This window comes from Bradyrhizobium sp. UFLA05-89 (assembly GCF_059803475.1).
Genome location: NZ_JBANBA010000008.1, coordinates 13,980 through 34,141, shown reverse-complemented (window position 1 = coordinate 34,141; position 20,162 = coordinate 13,980). Strand labels below are relative to the sequence as shown.

Annotated in this window: 18 protein-coding genes; 11 read left to right on the top strand and 7 right to left on the bottom strand. The window is 62.5% G+C overall.

Features of this window, described 5'->3' with window-relative positions:
• Window positions 1-266: 266 nt before the first annotated feature.
• The 4 genes from SO139_RS06510 to SO139_RS06495 form a co-directional block, all read right to left on the bottom strand.
• On the bottom strand, window positions 267-1,292 hold the full coding sequence (locus tag SO139_RS06510) for an isocitrate/isopropylmalate dehydrogenase family protein (protein WP_498539791.1): 1,026 nt from the start codon (window positions 1,290-1,292) through the stop codon (window positions 267-269).
• A gap of 45 nt (window positions 1,293-1,337) precedes the next feature.
• Window positions 1,338-4,034: an aconitate hydratase AcnA gene (acnA, locus tag SO139_RS06505; RefSeq protein WP_498539790.1), complete on the bottom strand. Its 2,697-nt coding sequence runs from the start codon at window positions 4,032-4,034 to the stop codon at window positions 1,338-1,340.
• Between the two features lie 64 nt (window positions 4,035-4,098).
• Window positions 4,099-5,421, bottom strand: coding sequence for a 2-hydroxycarboxylate transporter family protein (locus tag SO139_RS06500; RefSeq protein ID WP_449378741.1), 1,323 nt, complete (start codon window positions 5,419-5,421; stop codon window positions 4,099-4,101).
• A 237-nt stretch (window positions 5,422-5,658) separates the two neighbouring features.
• Window positions 5,659-6,747 carry an ABC transporter substrate-binding protein gene (locus SO139_RS06495; RefSeq protein WP_449378742.1) on the bottom strand — a complete coding sequence of 363 codons (1,089 nt, stop codon included), beginning with the start codon at window positions 6,745-6,747 and terminating at the stop codon, window positions 5,659-5,661.
• Between the two features lie 92 nt (window positions 6,748-6,839).
• On the opposite strand from SO139_RS06495, the gene SO139_RS06490 reads away from it, so the two are divergent.
• Genes SO139_RS06490 through SO139_RS06480 form a run of 3 tightly spaced genes read left to right on the top strand, consistent with a single transcriptional unit; the run spans window position 6,840 to window position 9,191 of the window.
• Window positions 6,840-7,505 (top strand): response regulator, encoded by a 666-nt coding sequence (locus SO139_RS06490; protein ID WP_449378743.1) that lies wholly within the window; start codon window positions 6,840-6,842, stop codon window positions 7,503-7,505.
• Window positions 7,502-8,914: a sensor histidine kinase gene (locus SO139_RS06485; protein ID WP_449378744.1), complete on the top strand. Its 1,413-nt coding sequence runs from the start codon at window positions 7,502-7,504 to the stop codon at window positions 8,912-8,914. The genes SO139_RS06490 and SO139_RS06485 overlap by 4 nt, the downstream gene beginning before the upstream one ends.
• 37 nt (window positions 8,915-8,951) lie before the next feature.
• Entirely contained in the window at window positions 8,952-9,191 is a 240-nt protein-coding gene (locus tag SO139_RS06480; RefSeq protein ID WP_449378745.1) for a type 2 periplasmic-binding domain-containing protein, read from the top strand.
• A gap of 178 nt (window positions 9,192-9,369) precedes the next feature.
• Here SO139_RS06480 and SO139_RS06475 read toward each other — a convergent pair whose 3' ends face one another.
• Window positions 9,370-10,305, bottom strand: a complete 936-nt coding sequence (locus SO139_RS06475; RefSeq protein WP_474800896.1) for a Bug family tripartite tricarboxylate transporter substrate binding protein — start codon at window positions 10,303-10,305, stop codon at window positions 9,370-9,372.
• A 198-nt stretch (window positions 10,306-10,503) separates the two neighbouring features.
• Window positions 10,504-11,517: an ABC transporter substrate-binding protein gene (locus SO139_RS06470; protein ID WP_498539789.1), complete on the bottom strand. Its 1,014-nt coding sequence runs from the start codon at window positions 11,515-11,517 to the stop codon at window positions 10,504-10,506.
• A 137-nt stretch (window positions 11,518-11,654) separates the two neighbouring features.
• Between SO139_RS06470 and SO139_RS06465 the strand changes: the two genes are divergently transcribed.
• The 8 genes from SO139_RS06465 to SO139_RS06430 all read left to right on the top strand — a co-directional run bounded on the left by SO139_RS06465 (window position 11,655) and on the right by SO139_RS06430 (window position 19,196).
• The gene (locus tag SO139_RS06465) at window positions 11,655-12,329 is read left to right on the top strand and encodes an RraA family protein (RefSeq protein ID WP_449378748.1); all 675 of its coding nucleotides are present in this window, start codon (window positions 11,655-11,657) and stop codon (window positions 12,327-12,329) included.
• Complete coding sequence (locus SO139_RS06460; protein ID WP_449378749.1) at window positions 12,326-13,372, top strand: amidohydrolase family protein; 1,047 nt, start codon at window positions 12,326-12,328, stop codon at window positions 13,370-13,372. Before SO139_RS06465 ends, SO139_RS06460 begins: the two co-directional genes overlap by 4 nt.
• Window positions 13,373-13,389: 17 nt before the next feature.
• The gene (locus tag SO139_RS06455) at window positions 13,390-14,313 is read left to right on the top strand and encodes an SMP-30/gluconolactonase/LRE family protein (protein WP_498539833.1); all 924 of its coding nucleotides are present in this window, start codon (window positions 13,390-13,392) and stop codon (window positions 14,311-14,313) included.
• Window positions 14,314-14,339: 26 nt separating this feature from the next.
• Window positions 14,340-15,053, top strand: a complete 714-nt coding sequence (locus SO139_RS06450; protein ID WP_449378750.1) for an IclR family transcriptional regulator — start codon at window positions 14,340-14,342, stop codon at window positions 15,051-15,053.
• 267 nt (window positions 15,054-15,320) lie between these two features.
• A complete protein-coding gene (locus tag SO139_RS06445) occupies window positions 15,321-16,394 on the top strand; it encodes an ABC transporter substrate-binding protein (protein WP_498539788.1) in 1,074 nt (357 codons plus the stop codon).
• A 43-nt stretch (window positions 16,395-16,437) separates the two neighbouring features.
• Window positions 16,438-17,262: an ABC transporter ATP-binding protein gene (locus tag SO139_RS06440; RefSeq protein ID WP_498539787.1), complete on the top strand. Its 825-nt coding sequence runs from the start codon at window positions 16,438-16,440 to the stop codon at window positions 17,260-17,262.
• A complete protein-coding gene (locus SO139_RS06435) occupies window positions 17,255-18,145 on the top strand; it encodes an ABC transporter permease (RefSeq protein WP_498539786.1) in 891 nt (296 codons plus the stop codon). The genes SO139_RS06440 and SO139_RS06435 overlap by 8 nt, the downstream gene beginning before the upstream one ends.
• 115 nt (window positions 18,146-18,260) lie before the next feature.
• Window positions 18,261-19,196 carry an amidohydrolase family protein gene (locus tag SO139_RS06430; RefSeq protein ID WP_449378754.1) on the top strand — a complete coding sequence of 312 codons (936 nt, stop codon included), beginning with the start codon at window positions 18,261-18,263 and terminating at the stop codon, window positions 19,194-19,196.
• 39 nt (window positions 19,197-19,235) lie between these two features.
• Here SO139_RS06430 and SO139_RS06425 read toward each other — a convergent pair whose 3' ends face one another.
• Complete coding sequence (locus SO139_RS06425; RefSeq protein WP_449378755.1) at window positions 19,236-20,153, bottom strand: MBL fold metallo-hydrolase; 918 nt, start codon at window positions 20,151-20,153, stop codon at window positions 19,236-19,238.
• Between the last annotated feature and the right edge of the window lie 9 nt (window positions 20,154-20,162).

The window sequence follows — 20,162 nt, the reverse complement described above, 5'->3', positions numbered from 1 at the left end:
CTCTTCCATCGGCTTTCAGTTTCTTGTTTCCTGCCGAACTATACGATGCGGGACGACAGTCCTGCCAATTGCAGGGTGGACCGTCATAAAGCTCGAAGGCCTTCCGTCTCAGATAGCGAGACTGCCGGGCCGGGAGTTCGCCTGATAACCCACCGATCGGAGATGTGCTGGCCTGGTGACCAGCGATCCGAACGGCCGCCTCATGCTCCCGTGACGATCAATGGCTCAGAGCGCTTCACCACATTCCATTCCCCGCCTTTGCAGAATCAGGTCGCCAGGCGCTTGATCACCGCGCCCGCAAAATCCGCCGTCGAGACCTTGCCGCCGAGATCGGCGGTGCGAACATTGTCGACCTGCAGCGTCTGCTCGATCGCCGCGCGGAGCCGCGTCGCAAGATCGTCCCTGGCGACGTGCTTGAGCATCAACCCGGCCGCGAGCAGCAGAGCGAGCGGATTGGCAATCCCCTTCCCGGCGATATCAGGTGCCGAGCCGTGCACCGCCTCGAAGATCGCGGCCTTCTCGCCAATATTGGCGCCGGGCGCCATGCCCAGCCCGCCGACGAGGCCAGACATCTGATCGGACAGGATATCGCCGAACAGATTGGTCGTGACGATGACGTCGAACTGCCACGGGTTCATCACGAGCTGCATGGCGCAGGCATCGACAATGCGGTCATCCATCGCGATCCGCCCCTCATATTCTTTGGCGATCTCGCGGCCGGCTTGCAGGAACAGCCCGGTCAGCGCCTTCAGCACGTTGGCCTTGTGCACCACGGTGACCTTCTTGCGGCCGTGCGCGAGCGCGTATTCAAACGCGAAGCGGACGATGCGCCGTGCCTCCGCGTGCGTGTTGACGCCCGAGGAGATCGCAACCGCGTGCGGATCGTCACCGACGGCGATGAAGTGCTCGAACGCCACATAGAGGCCTTCGATGTTCTCGCGGATCAGGACGAGGTCGATGTCCTCGTAGCGACCGCCGGGCACCATCGTCTTCACTGGACGCAGATTGGCGTACAGCCCGAACTCCTCGCGCAGGCGGACGTTGACCGAGCGGAAGCCGCCACCCACCGGCGTCGTCAACGGCCCCTTCAATGCAAGCTTGGTGCGGCGGATGCTGTCGACCAGAGCTCCCGGCAGCGGATCGCCGGCGCTCTCGATCCCGGCCATGCCGCCCTGCTGCACGTCCCACTCGAACGGCGAACCCAGCGCATCGAGAATGCGCGTCACCGCTGCCGTGATCTCGGGACCGATCCCGTCACCGGGTATCAATGTCGCCGGAATTTTGCCTGCCATCTTCATTTCCTCTGTCTTGATCTTGCCTGAGAGACCGGCGGCACGTCACGCCGCAAGCTGGCGCAGCACGTAAGGCAGGATGCCGCCGTGCTTGTAGTAGTTGAGCTCGTCGAGCGTATCGATGCGGCAGGTCAGCGGGACCTGCTTCGCCGTGCCGTCCGCCATCGCGATGTCGATCGTGATGCGCTGGCCCGGTGTGATGTCGGTGAGGCCCTTGATCGAGACCTGCTCGGCGCCGGTCAGGCCGAGGCTCTTCCATGACGTGCCTTCATCAAAGACAAACGGCAGGATGCCCATGCCCACCAGGTTGGAGCGATGGATGCGCTCGAAGCTTTGCGCGATCACCGCACGGACGCCAAGCAGTTTGGTACCCTTTGCCGCCCAGTCGCGCGAGGAGCCGTTGCCATATTCGACGCCGGCGAACACGACCAGCGGGACCTTGTCACGCTCGTAGCGCATCGCCGCATCGAAGATCGACATCCGCTCGCCGGACGGCTGATGCACGGCCCAGCCGCCTTCCGGCGTCGCGCCACCCTCGCCCGTCACGGCAAAATTCTTGATGCGGATGTTGGCGAAGGTGCCGCGCACCATCACCTCGTGATTGCCGCGCCGCGTGCCGTATTGATTGAAATCCTCCTGCCGGACCTGGCGGCCGCGCAGGAACTCTCCTGCCGGCGACGATAGCTTGATCGAGCCCGCCGGCGAGATGTGGTCGGTCGTGATCTTGTCGCCGAACAGACCGAGGATGCGCGCGCCGACGATGTCGCCGGTCGGCGCGGGCTTCATGGTGATGCCTTCAAAGTAAGGCGGGTTCTGCACGTAGGTCGACGACATGTTCCAGCGGTAGGTCAGGTCGGTCGCGACCTTGACCGCCTTCCAGTTGGCATCGCCCTCGAACACGTCGGCATACTTGGTCTCGAACATCGTACGCGTGACATTGTCGCGGATGAACTGTTCGATCTCGGCATTCGACGGCCAGATGTCCTCGAGGTAAACAGGCAGGCCGTCAGGGTTCTTGCCGAGGGGCTCATTGACGAGATCGACCTGGAGGGAGCCGGCGAGCGCGTAGGCCACCACGAGCGGTGGCGATGCGAGATAGTTTGCCTGCACGTCAGGCGAGATGCGGCCTTCGAAGTTGCGGTTGCCGGAGAGCACGGCTGCGCCGATCACACCATTGTCGTTAATCGATTTGGAAATCTCCTTCTGCAGCGGCCCGGAATTGCCGATACAGGTCGTGCAGCCGAAGCCCACGAGATAGAAGCCGAGAGCGTCGAGGTCCGCCTGCAGTCCGGACTTCGCAAGATACTCCGCCACCACCTGCGAGCCCGGCGCGAGCGAGGTCTTGACCCAGGGCTTCACGGTGAGGCCCTTGCGCACCGCATTGCGCGCCAGAAGCCCGGCGCCGATCAGCACCGACGGGTTGGAGGTATTGGTGCAGGAGGTGATCGCCGCGATGACGACATGGCCGTGGCCGAGCTTGAAATCCTTGCCTTCGACGGCGAACTGCCTTTCGGCCTGGCCCTGCTTGCTGTACTCGCCCTCGAGCGCGGTGACGAAGTTCGTTTTGGCGACGGACAGGCCAAGCCGGCCCTCGGGGCGCTTCGGTCCTGCGAGCGAGGGCACGACCTCTTCGAGATTGAGCTCCAGCGTGTCGGTGAACACCGGATCCGCCATGCCTGGCGTCCGGAACAGGCCCTGCGCCTTGGCATAGGCCTCCACCAGTGCGATGCGGTCGCTCGCGCGGCCGGAGAGATTGAGATAGTTCAGCGTCTCCCGGTCGACCGGGAAGAAGCCGCATGTTGCGCCATATTCCGGCGCCATGTTGGAAATGGTGGCGCGGTCGGCCAAGGTCATGTGATCGAGGCCGGGCCCGTAGAACTCCACGAATTTGCCGACCACGCCCTTCTTGCGCAGCATCTGAGTGACGGTGAGCACGAGGTCGGTCGCCAGTACGCCCTCGCGGAGCTTGCCGGACAGCTTGAAACCGATCACCTGCGGCACCAGCATCGACAGCGGCTGGCCGAGCATCGCGGCTTCGGCCTCGATGCCGCCGACACCCCAGCCGAGCACGGCCAAACCATTGGCCATGGTGGTGTGGCTGTCGGTGCCGACCAGCGTGTCCGGATAGGCGAAGGTCTTGCCGTCGCGCTCGGCGGTCCACACCGTCTGCGCCAGATATTCGAGATTGACCTGATGGCAGATGCCGGTACCGGGCGGCACCACGCGGAAATTGGCGAACGCACCCTGTCCCCATTTCAGGAAATTGTAGCGCTCACCGTTCTGCTCATATTCGCGGGTGACGTTGTCATGCAGCGCCTGCGCATTGCCGAAATGATCGACCACGACGGAATGGTCGATCACGAGGTCGACCGGCACCAACGGATTGATCTTCGCGGGATCGCCGCCGAGCTTCTCCATGCCGTCACGCATCGCCGCGAGATCGACCACGGCGGGGACGCCGGTGAAATCCTGCATCAGCACGCGTGCCGGCCGAAAGCCGATCTCGGCCCCGGCTGATCCGCGGTCTTCGGTCCAGCGCGCGAGCGCCTCGATGTTGGCGCGCGTCACCGACTGGCCGTCCTCGAACCGCAGCAGATTCTCCAGCAGCACCTTCAGCGAGAACGGCAGGCGAGAGATGCCGGCAAGGCCGTTCTTCTCGGCGTCCGGCAGCGAGAAATAGGTGTAGGCCTGCCCGCCGACGACCAGTGTCATGCGGCATTTAAAACTGTCGAGACTGCTCATGGACGGTCGATCCTCTTGCGCGGATGATTTTTAAGGGAGACCCCTGCAATGCTCGGCTGCGCGATCATTTCATGTAGCCCATGATGATCAGCACCAAGGTGACGGTGACCGCGCCGCCGATGCGGGTCGCGATCTGCGCGAACGGCATCAACTGCATGCGGTTTGCGGCGGTGAGGATCGCGACGTCGCCGGTGCCGCCTTGACCGCTGTGGCAGGCGTTCACGATCGCGGTCTCGATCGGGTACATGTTCATGAAGCGACCGACGGCAAAGCCGGTCGCCATGATCGTGACCACCGTCGACGCGATGGTGATGATGTTGGCGAAGTGGAACGCCGCGACCAGCTTGTCCCATGGCGTCAGGGCGACACCGATCGCGAACAGCAGCGGATAGGTCATGTTGGTGCGGACGAATTCGTAGACCACCATTCCGCCCTGCTGCAGCTCCGGGGATACCGCGCGGCTGAGCTTGGCGAGCACTGCCAGGAACAGCATCGCCACCGGCGCCGGCAATCCGAACAGGTGATGACAGAGAACGCCGAGCAGATAGAGTGTGATCGCGGTCAAGCCTGCGGCTGCGATCGTGCTGACGCCGACATGTCCGACGCCCTGCTCGTTGCCGCCTTCCTCGTGCACGGCGTGGACGTCGAGCTCGTCCTCGCCATGCGGCTGCAGCCGGCCTTCGCCGGTCAGATGCGGATATTTCTTGCCGACGAAGTTGAGCGCGCCGGACAGCAGGATCGCGGTCAGGCTGCCCAGCATCACCGGCGGAAGGACCTCGGCGAACACCTCGCCCTGCGGCACGCCGGTCAATGCAGCATAGCCGATCGACAGCGGGATGGCGCCCTCGCCGACGCCGCCGGCCATGATCGGCACCACGACATAGAAGAAGGTGTGTTTTGCTCCGAGGCCGAGCGCGGTGCCGACCACGGTACCGACGATCGCCGCGGCGATCGAGCCGACGACGAGCGGTATGAAGATCTTCAGGAAGCCGCGGATCAGGACCTCGCGATCCATCGCGAAGATACTGCCGACGATGATCGAGGCGATGAAGAGGTAGAGGAAGTTGGTCGACTTGGTGAAGTCGATGATCGACTTCTCGACCTGCGGCGGGATCCAGTGATAGAACGCCAGCGCCGAGGGAATGAAGGTGGCGAAGATTGCGCCGGCGCCTATGCTGCGCAGCACCGGCAATCGCTTGCCGATCTCGGCGCAGGTGAAGCCGCCAAGCACAAGCACCGCGATCATGGTCGGTCCGTCCGACTTGATCTCGCCAGTATAGACCAGCGCACCGACGAGAACGATGAGAAGGAGATAAATCGGAATCGGGATGATCCCGATCCGGATGTCCGTCAGCCGCCACCATCCTTCGGGCCAGAACCGGCTCACGGCATTCGCCGAGTTAAGATGTTCCGATCCCGCTTCTCTCCCGCGATGCGGAACGATACCGTCTGCGTCCTGCGCTGACATGCTCGTATTCCTCCCAATGTTTTTATGTTCGCAAGGAGTAGTCGTTCGCCCACGCTCCACAATCGTGGGCGCGGTGCGAAGGTTTTCCGTGTCTTCTTGTTGAGGGCAGGATATGTCGCCGAACCTGTCAGCAACCTGTCACGCAGGGCCGCCCGCTCAATGCTCGCTCAGCGCGCCTTTCCAATCCCTGAGGAATCGACGGCGCTTTGCCTGGTCCTGATATGTCAGCAGGTCGATGCTCAATGCTATCGGCCGAAGGGCTTTTTCTGCATCCACGAAGCCCGGAATCGCCGGCTTCATGTCCTCACGAACCGATCCAAGGGAATGTCGGGCCAACAATGTCTGGCCGGCGCGCGACAACAGGAAATCGACGAAGCGCCTGGCCAGTTCGGGCTGCTCCGCAGATCGCGGGATGAGCGCAATTCGTGACAACAGCAGCGTGTAATCGCTCGGAAAGATGACACCCAGGTCCGGCTCACGCTTGGCGCGCTCAAGCGCGTATGAGCCGAGGACGTTATAGGCCAAGACGAGCTCGCCGGCACTCACGCGATCGATCATCGCTGCAGATGAGGTGTAGAGCTTGACCCCCGACTGCCCCATCGTCGTCACGAGCTTCCATGTCTCGGCGGTGACGCGCACGTCCTGGCTCAAGAACAGCAGGCCCGTTCCGCTGAGTTCGGGATCGTAGGTCGCGATCTTCCCGTGGAACACCGCCGGATGATCTATCAGCAGACGCGACAGTTCTGCGTGGTCCTTCGGCACCAGGTTGCCTCGAAGCAACCGCTTGTTGAAGACGATCACAACCGGCTCGGCCGTAATGCCGTAAGCGCGATCCTTCCATCGGGCCCAACCCGGGATGCCCTCGATCTCCGTGGAACGGTATTCGGACGCATATCCGTCATTGGCAAGCTTGATCTGGAGATCCATCGCTGAGCTCCAGGCGACATCGACAACCTGCCCGGAAGGCTTCGCGATCTCGTCGTACAGCTCGGTGGACGAGATCTTGGAGTACTGAACGCGAACTTCGGGATTGAGCTTCATGAACTCGGCAACGAGCTCGCTCGCCTCTGCGACGTCGGTGGTAGCCTTGACCACCAGACGGGCCCGCGTATCGCCGGAGCCAACCTTTCCGTCCGAGCCGGTATCCCCGGCGAGAGCTGCGGCGCACAGCAGGAACCATGCCGCAGACACCCGGAGGCCGACGAGCAGACGGTCTAGCGGCGACGCGTGATGGCGTGTTCTCATCGATGGTGCGCAATCTTTTGACCTCGGGATGCATCTGAACTTACATTGTGCCACTTGGCAACGCCCCCCACCCCTGCCCGAGGTTCGTCGTCTTGCGTATCCTGATCGTTGAGGATGACATGTCGCTGGTGAAGGGCCTCAAGAAGGCCCTGACGCAAAGCGGCGTCGCCGTCGATCACGAGGCGAGCGGTTCGGGGGCCATCGAGATTGCCCCGTCCGAGGCATATTCGCTCATCATACTCGATCTTGGCCTGCCGGATTTGCCGGGGCAGGAGGTGCTTCGCAGGCTGCGCAGCAATGGCTGCGAAGTGCCGATTCTGATTCTCACCGCGCTCGGGGAAATCAAGGACAAGGTCAGGTGCTTCAATCTCGGGGCCGACGACTATCTCACCAAGCCGTTCGACCTCGACGAGTTCGAGGCGCGGGTCAAGGCATTGGTGCGGCGCGGCAAGGGTCGTCTCGATCCGGTCCTGAAATGCGGGGCCCTGATGCTCGAGACCTCTTGTGCAACGGCGACGCTGGCCGGCAAGCCACTGGTTCTGCGCCGGCGTGAAGTCACCGTACTCGAAATCCTGATGTCACATGCCGGCCGGCTCGTGCGGAAGGATCGCCTGATTTCCGAGGTCTTCGGCTTCGACGAGCCCGTAGCCCCGAACGCGATTGAACTCTACATCGCTCGGTTGCGGCAGAAACTTGCTCCCGACGGCCCCATGATCAAGACGGTCCGAGGTCTCGGCTATCTCATGGAGGACAGGTGACACCGAAACGCGCACCGTCGCTGCGCCGCGCGCTTCTGCTCAACCTGCTTATTCCAACCAGCGCGTTGGCTGCTGCCCTTGCTCTTGCCGGCCTAGTGCTCATCAATCAGACCATCGAAACGGCCTACGACCGTGTACTCGACGGCTCGGTGAAAGCCATCGCCGAGCGGATTGCCGTGGAAGACGGAGAGATCTCCGTCGATCTTCCACAAGTCGCTCTTGGAATGCTCGAAACGCGAGCTAACGACAGCGTCTACTACAGCGTTTCGTACGAGCAGACGCCAGTCACCGGCTACCAGGACTTGCCGCGGGCTGATCCGGCCACCATCCCGGTCGGCACCATCAAGCATTTCGATGCTCACTACAAAGGCGCATCGGTTCGCGTTGCGGCCACGACTCAGGCCACCTATGGCAAGCCATCGCCGGTCCTGGTCCAAGTTGCCGAGACAACGAAGGCGCGGACCGCGGCGAAACGCGAGCTTCTCCTCCCTCTCATCGTGCTGGAAATCGGTATCATCGCGACCGCCGCGGCGCTGGGATGGTTTGCGGTCCGTCGCGGACTTGCGCCGCTTGTGGATCTCGGACGTGAGATCGACTCCCGGCAATTCGGCGCCGGAACAGGTCTCCGCCGGCTGGAGCTCGAGAACATTCCCCATGAGGCGCATCCGCCCGTTCGGGCAATGAATGAGCTCTTCGCGCGGCTCGAGGCCGCGATCCAACTGATCCGTGATTTCATAGCCGACGCGTCGCACCAGATGAAGACGCCGCTCGCGTCACTGCGAGTCCATTTGGCGCTGCTGCAACGTGATGGGGGACACTTGCCGGACAACGTCGACACGATAGCCGAGATCGAACGATCTACCAAACATCTCGATCGGCTGGTCGCCCAGCTCATCGCGATGGCCCGCGCCGAGCAGGCCGCTGTCACTGAACCCGGCGTTCATGCCACGCCAGCCAATCTCGTTGCAAGCGCGAGCGAGGCAGTTGGAATGATGGCGCCATTTGCGGCAGCAAAGAACGTCGATCTGGCATTTGATCCCGCCGTTGAATGCGCGCTCGTCAGCATAGATTCCTCAATACTGCACGACATACTGACCAACCTGATCGACAACGCGATCAGGTACAATCGAGAAGGCGGTTCGGTCGTCGTCAGCGTGCTCGCACTCAGCGACGGATATGCGGTGAAGATCGCCGACGACGGGCCCGGCATAGTCGTCGAGCATCGGGAAAGGGTATTCGACCGCTTTTATCGTGTTCCAGCGGCCGATCGTCCGGCTGGTTCCGGGCTCGGGCTATCCATCGTCCGAACCTTGCTGCGACAGTGTCGCGGCGCGATCGAACTGGCGGACAATATCGACGGCTGCGGCCTGTCCGTTACCGTGACCTTCCCCGCCGGCCCAATGCCCTGACCAGACGGCCTTCGCCGGCGGACAAGTGGACATTGTCGTGCAGGAACCAGCGGTCATCGTACAGGTCGCCAAACAGAATCCGGCAAGACAGATCGAGCCGAAATTCACCATTGCAGAGTTCGACGTCGGCATCGGTATGCGCAAAGACGATACTTCGCTCGAGGACTTCGTCAACGACTGGGTTCGGACCAATCTCGCGAACGGTCGGCTCGACGACATCTTCAGGAAGTTTCACGGCATCGGACTGTCGCAAAGGATTTTGTCGATCAAGTCCTGAAACTCGAGATTTGGGGCTGTGTCGCGATAGGCGGAGCAGCAACAACAATCCGACGGTGCTCCCGATGAGCGATACGGCTTTACGAACGTTGATGACACACAATTGCGGCTCGACCGGCAACCGCGATACCTGCGGGCTGGCGATAATATCTTCATGATGAATGGGCATCAGCAAGCCTTCATTCGAGCTTGATGTTGGCGGCTTTGATGACTTGGCCCCACCGCTCATAATCTGCAGCCTGCTGCCGCGCGAGCACGTCAGGCGCGCCGCCGACAATCGTCACGCCGAGCTTGTCGAAGCGTGACATGACGGCGGGTTCTTTCAAGATGCGGTTGATCGCCTCGTTCAATCGTTGCACGATGGCCGCCGGCGTACCGGCCGGCGCGTAGATTCCCTGCCATTGTTCAACGACGAAGTCCTTGAAACCCAACTCGGTCATGATCGGGACCTTGGGCAAATCTTGCAGCCGATGCGCCGACGTCACGGCAAGGGCCCTGAGTGCGCCCGCCTGCACCTGCGGCAACGCAGCTGAAACGGGAAGGAAGGCGAAAGTGACCTGCCCTCCCATGACGTCCTGCATGGCCGGCGCGTCGCCCTTGTAAGGTACGTGGAGCATATTCACGCTCGCTTGCAAGCGTAGAAATTCTCCCTGCATCTGGAGGATTGTTCCGATCCCTCCCGATGCGAACGAGATCAGGTCGGGCTTTTCCTTGGCTGCCGCGACAATGTCCTGCACCGAGAGATATGGACTGCTCGCCGGGACCACGAGCAGGTGAGCGACCGTGCCGACCAGCACGATCGGCTCGTACGCCTTGCTCGGCTCGTACGGGAGCTGACGCATCAGATGCGGCACAATGGTCTGAGGCCCGATGGAAGTACCCAGCAGCGTGTAACCGTCCGGCGCCGCGCGGGCAACGAAGGCTCCACCAATTGTGCCCGTGGCACCCGGCTTGTTTTCCACGATGACGGGAACACCGAAAATGTCCGAGAGTCCCTGCGCCGTCGTGCGCGCGAGGATGTCGGTCGTCCCTCCAGGAGGATAAGGGACGACGTAGGTTATCAGCTTTGAAGGCCAGTTCGGCTCGGCGTTAGCGGCCAGCGCGATCGGCGACAACAAAGCCGCCAGGATCACGCTCCGTCGCGTTTGCCCATGCTTGTCGACGTCTCTCGTGTTCGGATAGGGGTCGCAATCAATGGCCATGAGCGCCTCTTGTCCCCGATTTCTTATCTGAGCGACTCCGCCGCCCCACGGTTAAGATGCACGACGACAGTCTTCCGTACGGGGGCCCCATGAGTCGCCCCCCGCGGCCGCTCAGCTCCCGCTTCCTCCCGAGACAGGTGGAAAGAAAACGTCCTGCCACTTGGTCGGCGCCGCTTTCAAAAGCCCTGCCCTGGCCATGAATGTTCCGAAGCTCATCACGCCCTGCGGCTGCACGCCCCATTCGCCCGTAACAGACTTCAGCATCAGTTCGGTTTCGTCGAGGGAGAGCGATGTCTTCTCCGCGTCGAGCGATATCTCGGCAGCCTGCCGTGGATTGGCTTTGATGAATGCACCGGCCTCGTCGATTGCCGCGACGATGGCCGCGGCGACCTCCGGGTTCTTCTTCACGAATCCGCCCGTGGTCGCGAGCAAGCCGCTCGTGACCTTCTCGCCCAGATACTCCGAGAAAAAGAACAGCCGATGAACCGACGGACTCTTCTCGACGATGTCGCTATAGGGATGCGGCGCTGCATAGCCGCTGATGGTGCCGCCGGTGACAAGGCCGGCAGTCGCATCGGGATGGGGCAATTGGATCATCATGGTGTCAAGGCGCCGGGCCTGCCCTTCGCCAAAAGCCTTCTCGGCCGCCATTCGCATCAGCAGGCCCTGTTGCCCGGTCGTCGAGGTGACGGCGATGCGGTCGGTCGACTTGAAGTCGGCAAGCGATTTGACCTCGGGCTTGTTGGTGTAAAGCCCGTTGTCGCCGGCAACGAGCGCCGCCAGACCGCGAATGTCGATCGAGCTGCGGGTCTTTTCCGCCGCGATCAGCATGCCCGGCAGGCCGTAGGCGCCGATATCGATGGAACCGCTGATCAGAGCGTCGTTGATCGCGGGTGCGCCGCTGATCTTCTGGATCTTCACCGTGACGTCGACGGCCCTCGCAGCCGCAATATGCTTCGCAAAGAGTCCCTGCCGGTCGGCGATGATGACCGGCAAATAGGCGTAGCCATATTGAATTGCGATGGTGACCGCTTTGGCGCCGGCGGCCCTTGCGGATGTCCAGCCCGCCGCCGCGACCATGGCGGCTCCGCCCATCAACGCCCGCCGCGAAAAGAAGGCTTGCATCTTTCCTCCAAATGTTATTTTTGAAACGCCGTTTCAAATTAGCTACCCGGCTCGCGTTCGCGAGTCAACGGGGCACGCGGAGGCGCGAGAAATCCAATTCCTTGGAGCCGCGCTCAACATAAAGGGAGGATAAGCTCATGATTGGATTTCGGATTTTGAAGCGTCGCCGCGCCGTGAGTGCCGACGTCGTCGAGCGGTTCCGCACCATACCTGTCGCCAATATCAGCGACTCCATGTCACGCATGACGGCCGGTGGGTCGCGCCTGCGACCGCTGCATCGCAGCGGCGTGATGACCGGACCCGCCGTGACCGTGAAGACCCGGCCGGGCGACAACCTGATGATCCACAAGGCGATCGACATCGCGGCACCAGGCGACGTGATCGTGGTTGACGGCGGCGGCGATCTCACCAATGCGCTGATCGGCGAAATGATGATCTCGCACGCTCAAAAACGTGGACTCGCCGGCTTCGTCATCAACGGCGCCGTGCGCGACTCCGCCTGGATTGCCGAGCATGATTTTCCGATGTTCGCAGCCGGTATCAGCCATCGCGGCCCGTACAAGGACGGTCCTGGTGAAATCAACGTCCCGATTGCCATCGACGGCATGGTGATCGAGCCGGGCGACCTCGTGATCGGCGACAATGACGGGCTGCTCTGCGTGCCCTTCGACCACACGGAAACGATCCATGCGGCCGCTGCCGCCAAGCACGCGGCCGAAGAAAATCAAATGGTTGCGATCGCCGAAGGTCGCAGTGATCGCAGCTGGATCGATGCCGCCCTCAAGCGGCTGGGATGCGAGATCGAGTCGTGAGCACGGCGGCAGCGCCGCACGTTCCGGTGCGACCGGACTGGCTGGCGCTCTGCCGAGAACAGGCCATCGAGCCTGAGTTACCGATCGTCGATGCCCATCACCATCTATGGGACCGGCCGGGGCAGCGATATCTGTTCGACGAGTTGCTGGCGGACACGCGAAGCGGGCACGACATCCGCGCCACCGTCTTCGTCCAGAGCCGATCGATGTATCGCGCGGGCCTGCCAGCGGACCTCCAACCCATAGGCGAGGTAGAATTCGCCAACGGTATTGCCGCACAGGCGGCCTGCGGGTTGTATGGCCGCGTCCGGGCCTGCGCCGCCATCGTCGGCTTTGCCGATTTGATGCTGGGGGACCGCGTCGACGCCGTGCTGGATGTGTTGTGTCGGGCCGGCGGCGACCGGTTTCGCGGCATCCGCAACCAAACCGCCTGGCATGCCGATGCCGACATCGTCTCAAATCCGGTACCGCCGAAACCTGGCCTGCTCACGCATCCACAGTTCATGGCGGGCGCATGCCGCCTGCCCTCATATCGCCTGACCCTGGACGTGTGGGCCTATCATACCCAGCTCGCCGAGTTCGCCGAGCTGGCGCGGTCCTGTCCCGATACCCTGATCGTGCTCGACCATCTCGGAGGTCCGCTGGGGATCGGCCGTTATCGGAATCGCCGCGAAGGGGTGTTTGCGGAATGGTCCGCGGACCTGAAGCTGCTCGCCGAGCTTCCCAACGTCATCGTCAAGCTCGGCGGACTTGCAATGCGCATCGGTGGATTTGATTTTCACGAGCAGCCCGAGCCACCATCATCGACCGCGCTCGCCCAGGCATGGGCCCCCTATGTAATGACCGCGATTGAACTGTTCGGACCCTCGCGCTGCATGTTCGAGAGCAATTTCCCGGTCGACAAGGGCATGGTCAGCTATGTGTCGCTCTGGAATGCATTCAAGGTGATGACGAGGGAGTTGACGCCGTCGGAACGGCACGAACTGTTCTGCGGCACGGCGGTGCGAACCTATGGTCTTCCCGCCGTGGATCTCGAACTCTAACAACAAGGAGGTCGAAGCTGATGTTCTTTGCACCACCGCCCCACCTCGACACGGACGTGTTCACGCGCCTGCCCGATCGCTTCCGGAAGCGCCGCAACACGGCCTGGGCCGACGCCAATCGCGGCGGCCTCGCCATCGACAGCTTCCTGGAAGGGCCGTCCTTCGATCGCGAGGGACGGCTCTACGTCACTGACATCCCCTTCGGCAGAGTATTCCGCATCTCCACCGGCGGCGATTGGGAGCTGATCACGGAGTATGACGGCTGGCCCAACGGGCTGAAGATCCACAGCGACGGCCGCATCTTCATCACCGACTACAAGCGCGGCATCGTGCTGCTCGATCCCTCCTCGGGCGCCATTACGCCGTTCCTGGAAACGGCGGCATCGGAAGGCTTCAAGGGTGTCAACGACCTGGTGTTCGCGCCGAACGGCGACCTGTACTTCACCGATCAGGGCCAGACCGGCCTGCACGACCCAACGGGACGCGTCTACCGCCTGACCGCCGCCGGGCAATTGTCCTGCCTGCTCAACACCGTCCCAAGCCCCAACGGCATCGTCATCGATCCCGAGATGACGCACGTTCTGATCGCCGTTACTCGTGCCCAGCAGGTCTGGCGAATTCCGCTGGGACGCAGCGGCCTCACCACGAAGGTCGGCGTCTTTGCCCAGCTTCACGGGGGCCTTGGCGGCCCCGACGGCCTTGCCCTCGACGAAAATGGCGGCCTGCTGGTCGCCCATACCGGCTTTGGATCGGTCTGGCACCTGTCGAGGACCGCCGAGCCGCTGCGGCGGATCGTTTCCTGTGCGGGCATTTCAACGACAAATCTGGCGTTCGGCGGCCCATCCGGGCATGATCTGTTCATCACGGAATCGCAGACCGGCTCCATTCTGCGTGCCACGCTCGACGTCGCCGGCGCTCCGATGTACGCGCATCGGCGTTGAGCCAACCGGAATACCACGTGCTTCACATGATGGATCGAAAAGTCCGCGCCCGTCCGAAAGTCTCAGGCGTCGCTTCGGCCGATCGCCTCCTGACCGTCCTGACGGCGTTCAAGCGCGGCGACGATGCGCTCGAACTGACCGAACTCGCACAACGAACGGGCCTGGTCAAAAGCACCATCATGCGGCTGTGCGTATCGCTCGAGCGGTTCGGCCTGATCGAGCGGATTCCGGATGGGCGCTACCGGCTGGGGACGGAGATTGCCCGCCTGGGTTCGGTCTACCTCTCGTCATTCGCACTCGAGGCCCACGTGATGCCCGCCCTGGAAAAACTCGTGGCCATCTCCAGCGAGACCGCGTCGTTCTATATCCGACGGGGCGACCAGCGGCTCTGCCTCTTTCGGCTCGATTCGCCATTCCCCCTGCGCATGCACGTCCGTCCGGGCGACCTGCGCCCGATGGACAAGTCCTCCATCGCGCAAGTGCTGCAGAAGTTCGATCCGGCCCGCGGGAAACCCTCATCGGTCATCGAGGTTCCGATCTATACCAGCGGCGTGACCGATCCGCACGTCGCGTCACTGGCCATGCCGGTGTTCGGCGCCGGCGGGCGCCTACTCGGCGCGCTTGCCATCACGGGTCCGGCATCGCGCTGGACCCGGAAGCGGGCTGATGAAGCACGAAAAGCGCTGCGCGACGAGGCCGAAGTGCTTTCCGCGGCGCTCGGCGGCGCGCTCCAGACCTAAAGCGCGATGAGATTGTTTGAGCATGATCTCCGCGCAAACGCGTTCCGCGTTTGTCGCGAGGGAAAACCGCTCCACACTTTTCCGGGTCACGCTCTAACGTAATTCCCAAATTGCATTGGAACTTGTGCATCGACCGGCAGATTGGAACGACGTTTCATTTTCTGTTTTGCAACGTCGTTCTAAAATGCTAAATCGGGTTCGGGACGCAAGACGCGTTCGAACAAAAGAGGCGTTGAGAACGCCCGGGCCGCAGGGAGCGAGATGGCGATGGCGAGCAATGCCGCCGACGCAACGTGCAAGATACCCCCACAGTCGGGTTTCGACACGGCAGAGATGGCAACGGTTTCCAGGCGTCAGGTCCTGAAACTCGGTGTCGCCGCCGCCCTCGTCCCGTTCCTCGCGCGCCGAGCGAGCGCTGCGAGCATTGTCACGATCGCGATGCAGAACGGCATCGGCTATCTTCCGATCATCGTCGCAGATGCGCTTGGACTGTTCGACAAGAACGTTGCCGCGCAGGGGGCCGTCGGCACCAAGGTCGCGATCAAGAAGCTCAGCGGGGCGCCCGCGATCAACGACTCCCTGCTCAGCGGCAGCATCGAGATCGGCGCCTACGGCGCCCCGGGCCTGCTGGTCGCCTGGGAGAAGACCCGAAAGTCCTACAACATTCGCGGCCTCACTCCGCTTTCGATGGGTCGCTATTCGCTCTACACCTCAGATCCCGCCATCAAGACGGTCACGGACTTTCCGGCGACGAGCCGGATCGCCGTCACCGCCTTGAATTCACCGCAAGCCATCTTGCTCCGCATGGCGGGCGTGAAGGCGATGGGTGAAGCCGCAATCAAGCACTTCGATACGATGATGGTCGGTCTGCCGCACCCGGACGCGACCGCGATGATGCTGAGTGGATCAACCACGATCAACGGCTACTTCGCCAACGATCCCTTCATTACGGTGCTGGAGAAAACTCCAAAGCTCCACGTCGTCACGACATCGGACGAGATCCTCGGCCATCCCGCCACCAGCGGCCTGCTTGCAACGACGGGCAAATTTGTCGACGCCCAACCGCAAGCCGCGCGCGGAATCGTCGAGGCGATCCGCGAGGCTGAAGACTTCATCCGGGCAAATCCGGCCAAGGCGGGCGAGATCTACCTCAAGTCAGAACCCTTCGATATCTCCGGCGAAACGCTGACCGCGATGATCCGGGACAACAAATGGTCGACCGAACCGCACGGCATCATGGCTTATGCCAACTTCATGGCCAAGCTCGGGATGATCAAGACGGCGCCTGCCAAATGGCAAGACGTGTTCTTTGCACCGGTCGGCGACGGACCCGGCGACTGAGATTGCGATCCAGCACGCCGGTCAACCAGGGAAAGGAAAGCTGATGACAGCTCTGCCGGTCGAGCAAGCAAGACCCGACCCTACGATCACATTGGCCGAGCCACTGCTGTCGGTGCGAGATGTCACGCTGCAGTACAAGACGCGCGATCGGCTCGTCACCGCGACCTACCGGGCATCGTTCGACGTCCATCGCGAAGATCGCTTCATCCTGCTGGGTCCGTCCGGTTGCGGGAAATCCACCCTGCTCAAATGCGCTGCCGGCTTCATGAACCCGACCGAAGGCACCATGACCATCGACGGCCATGCAATCGTGGGACCAGGCCCCGATCGCATGATGGTGTTCCAGGAATTCGATCAGTTGATGCCTTGGCTCACCGTTCTCGACAACGTGATGTTTCCGATGCGCCGCTCGGGCCGCTTTCCTAAGGAGGAAATTCGCGACCGGGCGCGGCGCGCCACCGTGAAAGTTGGACTGGAGCGCTTCCAGGACGTCCATCCCCACATGCTGTCCGGCGGCATGAAGCAGCGCGTCGCGATCGCGCGGGCGCTGGCCATGGAGCCGCGCATTCTGCTGATGGACGAGCCGTTCGCCGCGCTGGACGCCCTGACACGCCGCCGCATGCAGGAAGAACTGCTGGAGCTGTGGGAGGATGTCCGCTTCACCCTGCTGTTCGTGACACACTCGATCGAGGAAGCCATCATCCTCGGTTCGCGCATCCTGGTGCTGACACCGCATCCAGGCCAGGTCCGTGCCGAACTCGATGCCACCGCGTATGACTTTGGCCATCAGGGCGATGCCGCCTTCATGGCGTTCAACCGCAATATCCACAATATGCTGTTCGGAGACGAGGAGACCGCCCATGGCTGACTCCGCCATCCCCACGTGCGCGTCCTTGTCCCGTCCCGACATCGAGCGGACTCCCGCCGACATCAGCGAAATCGGCGACATCAGTCGTCCGATCGGCCTCGTCGAGGCCATCATGGCCGTCACCGCCATCCGGCGAGGGCTCGTGCTGCTGGTGCTGGCGATCATATGGGAGGTCTATGCGCGCTACATCGCCAATCCTCTGATGTTCCCCTCGCTGAGCGACACCCTGTCGGCATGGTCGGCCGATGTCATCGTCGGCAAGCTGCCGGCCTCCGCTGCGACATCGTTGCGGATCCTGGTGATCGGCTATGCGACGGCGATCGCGATCGCGGCCGTCATGACCACGCTCGCAGTTTCGACGCGGATCGGCACTGACGTGCTCGCGACGCTGACGGCGATGTTCAATCCACTGCCGGCGATCGCCATCCTGCCGCTGGCGCTGCTCTGGTTCGGGCTCGGCACGACCAGCATCGTGTTCGTGATCGTCCACTCCGTGCTGTGGGCGGTGTCGCTGAACACGTATACCGGTTTCCTCTCAGTCAGCCAGACCCAGCGCATGGCGGGCCGAAACTACGGGCTCGGCGGCCTGCGCATGGTGCTGTTCATCCTGATTCCTGCAGCGTTTCCCTCGATCCTCGCCGGCCTCAAGATCGGCTGGGCATTCGCCTGGCGAACCCTGATCGCGGCCGAACTGGTGTTCGGCGTTTCCGGTAATGCCGCCGGTCTCGGCTGGTACATCTTCGAGGCGCGCAACGCGCTGGAGACCGCCAACGTATTTGCCGGCCTGCTGACCGTGATCCTGATCGGTCTCGCAGTCGAAGGACTCGTTTTCCGCAGCGTCGAGGCCATGACAGTTCGCAAATGGGGCATGCAGAACCACTAGAGTCCCGTTCCGATTGCATCGCAACGGGACTTCAGATTCTTGTTTTGACGCGTTTTCTTCACGCGAACCGGCGTTCACTTCGCTGGAAAACGCTCTAGATGACTGGAGATCGGCAATGACGAGAGCAAGCCTGAGCCGTCGCGAGATCGTTCGCACAATGGCGGCCGCAAGCGTTGGGGCTTCACTGTCGCCGGTTGCGGCCGCTGCGCGGCAGGTCAAATGGTCGGGTGGCACGGAGCGACCAAAGATCCCGCTGCCGCCAGGCGCTGTCGATTGTCACCATCACATCTACGATGCGCGGTATCCAGCCGACCCCAAGGCGAGTTTGCGGCCCGCGGATGCGTTGATCTCCGACTATCGCGACCTCCAGGCGCGGGTCGGCATTGCACGACATGTCATCGTGCAGCCGTCTACCTACGGCACGGACAACCGCCTTGTGCTGGAGTCGCTGAAGGAATTCGGCGCCTCGGCGCGCGGAATCGTGGTCGTGAAGGACGACATTGCGAACGCGGACCTCAAGTCCATGCACGACCTCGGCGTTCGCGGCGTGCGATTCAACCTCTCCTATCCTGCCGGCGCACCCGTGGAGATGATGCAGCCGCTTGCGGGGCGGACCGCAGCTTGGGGCTGGCACGTCCAGGTCGTCGCTGGCGCCGAGCGGATCGTCACTTACGCAGATCTCCTCCGCAATTTGCCCGTGCCGGTCGTGTTCGATCACATGGGACAGCTTCCCAGCGTCTCGCATCCCGCCTTCAGCGTCATCGCAAAGCTCCTGGAGCAGAGCAAGGCCTGGGTCAAACTGTCCGGCGCCTATACTTTCTCGAAGGTCGGTCCGCCGACCTACTCGGACGCTGCAGAGATCGCCAAGGGCTTTCTGAAACTCGCGCCGGAGCGGCTTGTATGGGGTACGGACTGGCCGCACCCCACCGCAGCCGAGAACGCCAAGCCCGATGATGCCCTATTGGTGGATCTTACGTCCGACTGGATCGGCAGCGATGCTTTGCGCAAACGCATCTTCGTCGAGAACCCGACCAACCTGTACGGCTTCTAGCGCGAGGGAGGAGCCGGTCCGCACGCGTTGTGGAAGGCGTCACTTCCAGGACGCAAGCGTTGCCTGAGCACATTCGTTCATGACGGTAAGCGCGCGCTGAACCGTCGCTTCCCCCAGCACGAACGGGTTGGGGCCATCGGCGGTTCGGGCCGCGAGCTTGGCAAGCGCGCCATCGAAATGCTCATGATTTGAGATGAACACGTCCACGCCCTGCTCCTTGGCGAGGCCGCGCGCTCGTGCCGTCGCATCGATGTAGGCCTGCATGCGTTCTGGCTTCTTTCCGAAGTTGAAGCCGGTTCCGCCCCACAACAGCGCGCGATGCTTCTGCGAGCCCGACCGGACGTCGAACAGCGGCGAAATGGTCCCCATCGTGTGGCCCGGCGTAATCAGAATGTCGATGGTCGCATCGCCGAGCGAGATCTTTTGTCCGTCAACGACCGAAATGTCCCGTTTGGGTGGCCTGCCCCAGAGTGGACTGTCGAATTCGAGCTTGGTCTCCATCATGGACCAATCGGCCTCGCTTGCGACGATGCGAGACTTGTATTTCTCCACGAAGTAGTTGGCGCCACCATAGTGGTCACCATGTCCGTGGGTGACGATGATGGTCTTGACCGCCGCTGGATCGAGGCCAAGCGCCTTCAAACCGCCTTCGACGATGCGCGCGGCTTCTTCCTCATTGTCCATCGCATCGATCAGAATGATACCGTCGGATGTGGTGATCGCCCAGCAGCTCACCCACGTGCTGCCGACGAAGTACAGATTGTCAAAGGCCTTTCCCGGCGGAGGCGCCGGGATCTTCATGAGCTGTTCGAGCGACACTGGAGGCGCCTTGTAGTCCGGATCCGCGGCGTTGCCGAGCACGAGGTAGGAGCCGAGATCGGATCCGGCGGCTTCCTTCGCAGCCGCCAAATGACGTGCAACGTCCGGCGAAGGGGTCGCGGCATAAGCAGCCGGCATGGCCGCGGC